This window comes from Streptomyces sp. NPDC001732 (assembly GCF_053596315.1).
Window position 1 is genome coordinate 1 of sequence record NZ_JBSFFY010000138.1, and the last position, 6,154, is coordinate 6,154.

Annotated in this window: 1 protein-coding gene; it reads right to left on the reverse strand. The window is 73.2% G+C overall.

The features are described 5' to 3' along the window. Nucleotides 1-6,154: type I polyketide synthase (locus ACWCXX_RS40285; protein ID WP_451136166.1), on the reverse strand; the 6,154-nt coding region annotated here is incomplete at both ends.

The window sequence follows — 6,154 nt, forward strand, 5'->3', positions numbered from 1 at the left end:
GGCGGCTCCTCCACGATGACGTGCGCGTTCGTACCGCTCAGACCGAACGACGACACCCCCGCACGCCGCACCCGCCCCTCGTCCCGCCCCCACGGGCGTGCGTCCTGCAACAGCTCAAGCCCACTGCCCTCCCACTCGATCAACGGGCTCGGCTCCTCGGCATGCAGCGTCTTCGGCAGTACTCCGTGCTGCAACGCCAGGACCATCTTCATCACGCCGATCACACCGGCGGCGGCCTGGGCATGGCCGATGTTCGACTTCGACGACCCCAGCCACACCGGACGGCCCGCATCCCGCCCGGGGCCGAACACCTCGGCCAGGGCACCGGCCTCGATCGGGTCGCCCAGCGACGTACCCGTCCCGTGCGCCTCGACCGCATCGATGTCGGCCGGAGTGAGCCGGGCCGCCTCCAGCGCGTCCTGGATCACCCGCTGCTGCGACGGACCGTTGGGAGCCGTGAGCCCCTGGCTGCGGCCGTCCTGGTTGACGGCGCTGCCCCGCAGCACCGCCAGCACCCGGTCGCCGTCCCGCTCGGCGGCCGACAGCCGCTTCAGGACCAGGACACCCGCGCCCTCCGCCCAGACGGCGCCGTCCGCGGCGGCCGAGAAGGACTTGCAACGCCCGTCTCCGGCAAGGCCGTTGAGGCGGGAGAACTCCACGAACGGAGTGGGGGTGGACATCACCGTGACCCCACCGGCCAGCGCGACGTCGCACTCGCCCTGGCGGAGGGCGGAGGCGGCGAGGTGCATGGCGACGAGGGACGAGGAGCACGCCGTGTCGATCGTGATCGCCGGCCCCTGCAGACCCAGCGCGTACGCCACCCGGCCCGACACCACGCTGCTCGCGTTGCCGGTGCCGACGTACCCGTCGAGTTCCTCCAGGCCGCGGCCCTGCTGGCTGCTGTAGTCGGAGCCCATCGTGCCGAGGTAGACGCCCGTACGGCTCTCGGCCAGTGCGTCGGGCCGGATGCCCGCCCGCTCCAGCGCCTCCCACGACGCCTCCAGCACCAGCCGCTGCTGCGGGTCCATCGACACCGCCTCACGCGGCGAAATACCGAAGAACCCGGCGTCGAACCGTTCGACACCGTCGATGAAGCCGCCCTCGCGGATGCAGCTCTTGCCGAGGGCGTTCGGGTCGGGGTCGTACACGTCCAGGGCGTCCCAGCGCTCCGGGAACGTCCCTATCGCATCGCGTCCACCCGCCAGGAGTTCCCAGAAGCCCTCCGGTGTGTCGACGCCGCCCGGCAGCCGACACGCCATCGACACCACCGCGATCGGCTCGTCGGCCGTCCGGTCGGTGGCCGACGGACGGGCGGCGGGGGCCACGGCGGCAGCCAGCGACAGCCGGTCCAGCAGCAGTCCGGCCACCGCCACGGGGGTGGGGTAGTCGAAGGCCAAGGTGGGCGGCAGCTGAACGCCCGTGGCGGTGGACAGCCGGCGGCGGAGTTCGACCGCAATCATCGAGTCCATGCCCAGCTTCTGGAACACCTCCTGCTCGCCGACGCTCTCCGGTCGGGCGCCGCCCAGCACGACGGCGGCCTCCTGCCGCACGAGCGTCACGAGTGCCGTGAGCCGCTCCTGCTCCGGGAGCGCGGCCAGCTGGTCGCGCAGGTGCGAGCCGGACTCCGACGCCGGGCCCGCGTGGTGGCGCCGGGTGCGCACGAGGCCCCGCAGCAGTGCATGGACCTCACCGTTCCGGTCCGCCTCGCGCTGGACCGCGGTGAGTACGAGCCGTACGGGCACCAGATGTGCCCGGTCTCCGGCCAGGGCTTCGTCGAGCGCCCGCAGTCCCTGGCGCCCGGTCAGTGCGCCGACGCCCTGTCGGCGCATCCGGGCGATGTCCGCCTGGCCGAGCCCGGCGGTCATGCCGCCTCCGCCCTGCTCCCACATCCCCCACGACAGGCTGACGGCCGCCCGGCCCTCGCCCCTGAGACGTGTCGCCAGGGCGTCGAGCCAGGAGTTCGCGGCGGCGTAGTTGCTCTGGCCGGGGCCGCCCAGGACGCCGGACACGGACGAGAAGAGGACGAAGGCGGAGAGGTCCAGGCCCCGCGTCAGCTCCGCCAGATGTGTGGCGCCCGCGACCTTGGACGCCATGACCCGGTGGAGGCGGTCCTGGTCCTGGTCGGCGAGCAGCGCGTCGTCGGTGACACCGGCCAGGTGGAACACGCCGGTCCACGGGTGCTCCGGGGCGACGTCCGACAGCAGGGCGGCCGTCTGGTCCCGGTCGGACACGTCGCACGGAACGACGCGGACGGTCTCGGCGCCGGCCCGGGTCAGCTCGTCCACCAGCTCGTCGGCCCCGGGCGCCTCCGGGCCGCGCCGGGAGGTCAGCACCAGGTGTCGCACGCCGTGCGCGCGCACGAGGTGGTTGGCCACGAGGTGCCCGAGTTCTCCGACACCTCCGGTGACGAGTACTGAGCCTCGCGGGTCGAACAGCGGCTCCCCGCCGTCCGTGGCACCGGTCGTGGCCGTGGCGGTCCCGGGAACGAGTCGTGGCGTCAGCACGTCACCCCGGCGTACGGCGATCTCCGGTTCGTCGGTCATGGCCAGCGCACGGGCGACCACACCGAGGTCGACGTCCTGGCCGCCGAGGTCGACGAGACGTATCGACCGGTCCGGGTGCTCGGCGCGCACGGCGCGGACGAGTCCCCACACCGTGGCGTTCGCCAGCCCGTCCAGGCGGTCGTCGGCCGAGGCCGCGACGCTGTCACGGGTGACCCAGACGAGCTCGGCGGACCGCAGCCGCTCGTCGGCGAGCAGTCGCTGGGCGGTGCTCAGCGCGCTCTGCGCCGACTCGCGGGCGGCGGTGTACGGCGCTTCGGGCGTTCCGTACTCCGTGGCGTCCACGACGACGGTGCCGGGGGCGGCCCGGCCCGCGTCGAGACGGTCCGTCAGCGCCTCGACGTCGGCGCAGCGGTCCACCGCCGAACCGTCGACGAGGCCGTCGAGGGACGGGGCGAGCGTGCCCCGCCCGCCGTCCAGCACCCAGACCGGGCCCGTCGGGGCCGACCGGTTCGGGTGCCGGGGCGGCTGGAACACGACTCCGTAGACGTGCTCCACCGGCTCGGCGGCACCGATCTGTTCGGCCGTCGCCTCGCGCAACCGCAGCGCGGCGACCTTGAGGAGGGGGCGGCCCTCGGCGTCCGCTGCCCGCAGCGTGGCCGTGGAGGTCGTACGGTCGAGATCCACCCGCACCCGCAGAGCGGCGCTCCGCACGGCCGAGCACTCGACCCCGTTCCACGCGAAGGGCAGCAGGACGCCACGGTCCCCGCCCTCGTCCTCCGCGCCCGTCTGCGGCCGCAGTGCAGCGAGGCCGTGCAGCGCAGCGTCCAGCAGGGCGGGGTGCACCCCGTACTCCCCCGCCTGCAACTCGTCGGGCAGGCGCACCAGTGCGTAGACGGTGTCGTCCTTGCGCCACAACTCGGTCAGCCCCTGGAACGCCGGCCCGTATGCCAGTCCCAGCCCGTCGAACTGCTCGTAGTAGTCGTCCAGTCGTACGCTCTCTGCGCCCGGGACCGGCCACTGCCGCAGCTCCTGGGCGTCGTCGTCCACCTGGCCGGCGCCGTGCTCCAGCAGTTCGCCCGAGGCGTGCTGTCGCCACACTCCGTCGACGGCTTCCTCGGAGCGGCTGTAGATCTCGACGGTGCGCCCGGAGTCCTCCCGGGCGGGGCCGACCACGACCTGCAGACGGACCGTGTCGCGCAGGACGAGCGGTTCGAGCAGGGTCAGTTCACCGACGCCGGCCGCTCCGGTGCGGTGCGCCGCCGCGAGGGCCAGTTCCAGCAGCCCGGTGCCCGGTACGAGCACGGTGCCGTGGACGACGTGGTCCTTGAGCCAGGGGTGCTCGGCCGGCGACAGCTTGCCGGAGAAGAGGTGGCCCTCACCGTTGGCCAGCACCGCGGTGGCGCCCAGCCAGGGGTGCTCGGAGTGTTCCAGGCCCACGGCGGAGAGGTCGCCGGAGGCCGATGCCGGCTCCAGCCAGTAGTGCTCGCGCTGGAAGGGGTACGTGGGGGCGGGCAGGGGCGCGGTGCCGGGGTTCGGGGCGACCTGGTCCCAGGCGATGTCCTGCCCGCAGACGTGGAGGTTTCCGAGGGCCTGCGCGAGCGTGCGGACCTCGTCCGCCGGTCGGCCGTCCCTGGTGTCCGCCCGCTGGGAGGCGATGAAGGTGCTGTCCTGTTCCGAGCAGGCCGCGCCCATCGCGGACAGCACCGCGGCCGGGCCGCACTCCAGGTAGCGGGCGACACCCGCCCGGTCGAGTTCGCGCACGACGTCCAGGAACCGGACCGCGTCGCGGGCCTGGCGTACCCAGTAGCGCGCCGACCGCACGCCTTCACCCGGCGGCAGGCTCTCGTCGTTCCATTCGCCGGTCACCGACGAGACCAGGGGAATGACCGGAGCCGCGAACCGGCAGCTCTCGGCCACCGTCTCGTACTCGGCGAGCATCGCGTCCATGTGCGGCGAGTGGAAGGCGTGCGACACCTCCAGTCGGCGGGTGCGCCGGCCCTGCTCGGCGAAGTGGCTCTCCACCGCCGCCACCGCGGCCCCGTCACCACTGACCACCGTCTGGGCGGGGCCGTTCAGTCCGGCGATCGAGATCCGGCCCTCGATGCCCCGGAGGACCTCGGTCACCTCGGACTCGGACGCCTCCACCGATGCCATCGCGCCACCGTGCTCGCACGCCTGCATCAGTCGGCCACGCGCTGCCACCAGCCGTGCGGCATCGGGGAGTTCCAGCACTCCTGCCACGTGGGCAGCCGCCAGTTCACCGATCGAGTGGCCGGCCACCGCGGCGGGCTGAACCCCCCAGGCCTGCCACTGCCGGAACAGGGCGACCTCGAACGCGAACAGGGCGGGCTGGGTGAACTCCGTTTCGTGTACGAGCGCCGCGTCCGCGCTGTTCTCGGCGGCGAAGAGCACCTCGGTCAGGGGGCGTGTCAGGTGCGGGTCGAGGGCCGCGCACACCTCGTCGAACGCTTCCCTGAAGGCGGGCAGGGCGGTGTGGAGTGCGCGTCCCATCCCTGCCCGCTGGCTGCCCTGTCCGGTGAAGAGCACCGCCGAATCGCCCGAACCGGCCGTCCCTTCGGTGACCGCCGGATGGGCCTGTCCGTCGGCGAGGGCGTTCAGCGCCGCCACGAGTTCCGTGGTGTCGGCGGCGACCGCGCTCGCCCGGTGCTTGAAGTGTGTGCGGTGGGCTCCGGCGGTGCGTACCACCTCGGCCAGGCGGATGTCCTCGCGGCCGGAGAGCCAGGACGCCCAGCGCCCCGCCTGCTCCCGCAACGCCGCCTCGTCACGCCCCGACACCACCACCGGGAAGACACTCTCGCCGACAGCTCTGGCGGCTGTTTCCGCCAGCGGCGGCTCCTCCACGATGACGTGCGCGTTCGTACCGCTCAGACCGAACGACGACACCCCCGCACGCCGCACCCGCCTCTCGTCCCGCCCCCACGGGCGTGCGTCCTGCAACAGCTCAAGCCCACTGCCCTCCCACTCGATCAACGGGCTCGGCTCCTCGGCATGCAGCGTCTTCGGCAGTACTCCGTGCTGCAACGCCAGGACCATCTTCATCACACCGATCACACCGGCGGCCGCCTGGGCGTGGCCGATGTTCGACTTCGACGACCCCAGCCACACCGGACGGCCCGCATCCCGCCCGGGGCCGAACACCTCGGCCAGGGCACCGGCCTCGATCGGGTCGCCCAGCGACGTACCCGTCCCGTGCGCCTCGACCGCATCGATGTCGGCCGGAGTGAGCCGGGCCGCCTCCAGCGCGTCCTGGATCACCCGCTGCTGCGACGGACCATTGGGAGCCGTGAGCCCCTGGCTGCGGCCGTCCTGGTTCACCGCACTGCCCCGCAGCACCGCCAGCACCCGGTCACCGTCCCGCTCGGCAGCCGACAGCCGCTTCAGCAGCAGCACACCGACACCCTCCGACCAGCCCGCACCGTCCGCGGCGGCCGAGAAGGACTTGCACCGGCCGTCGGGCGCCATGGCCTTCAGCCGCGAGAACTCCACGAAGAGGGAAGGAGTGCTCATGACCGTCACGCCGCCCACGAGAGCGAGTTCGCATTCGCCCTGGCGGAGGGCGGAGGCGGCCAGGTGCATCGCGACGAGGGACGAGGAGCACGCCGTGTCGATCGTCATCGCCGGACCCTGCA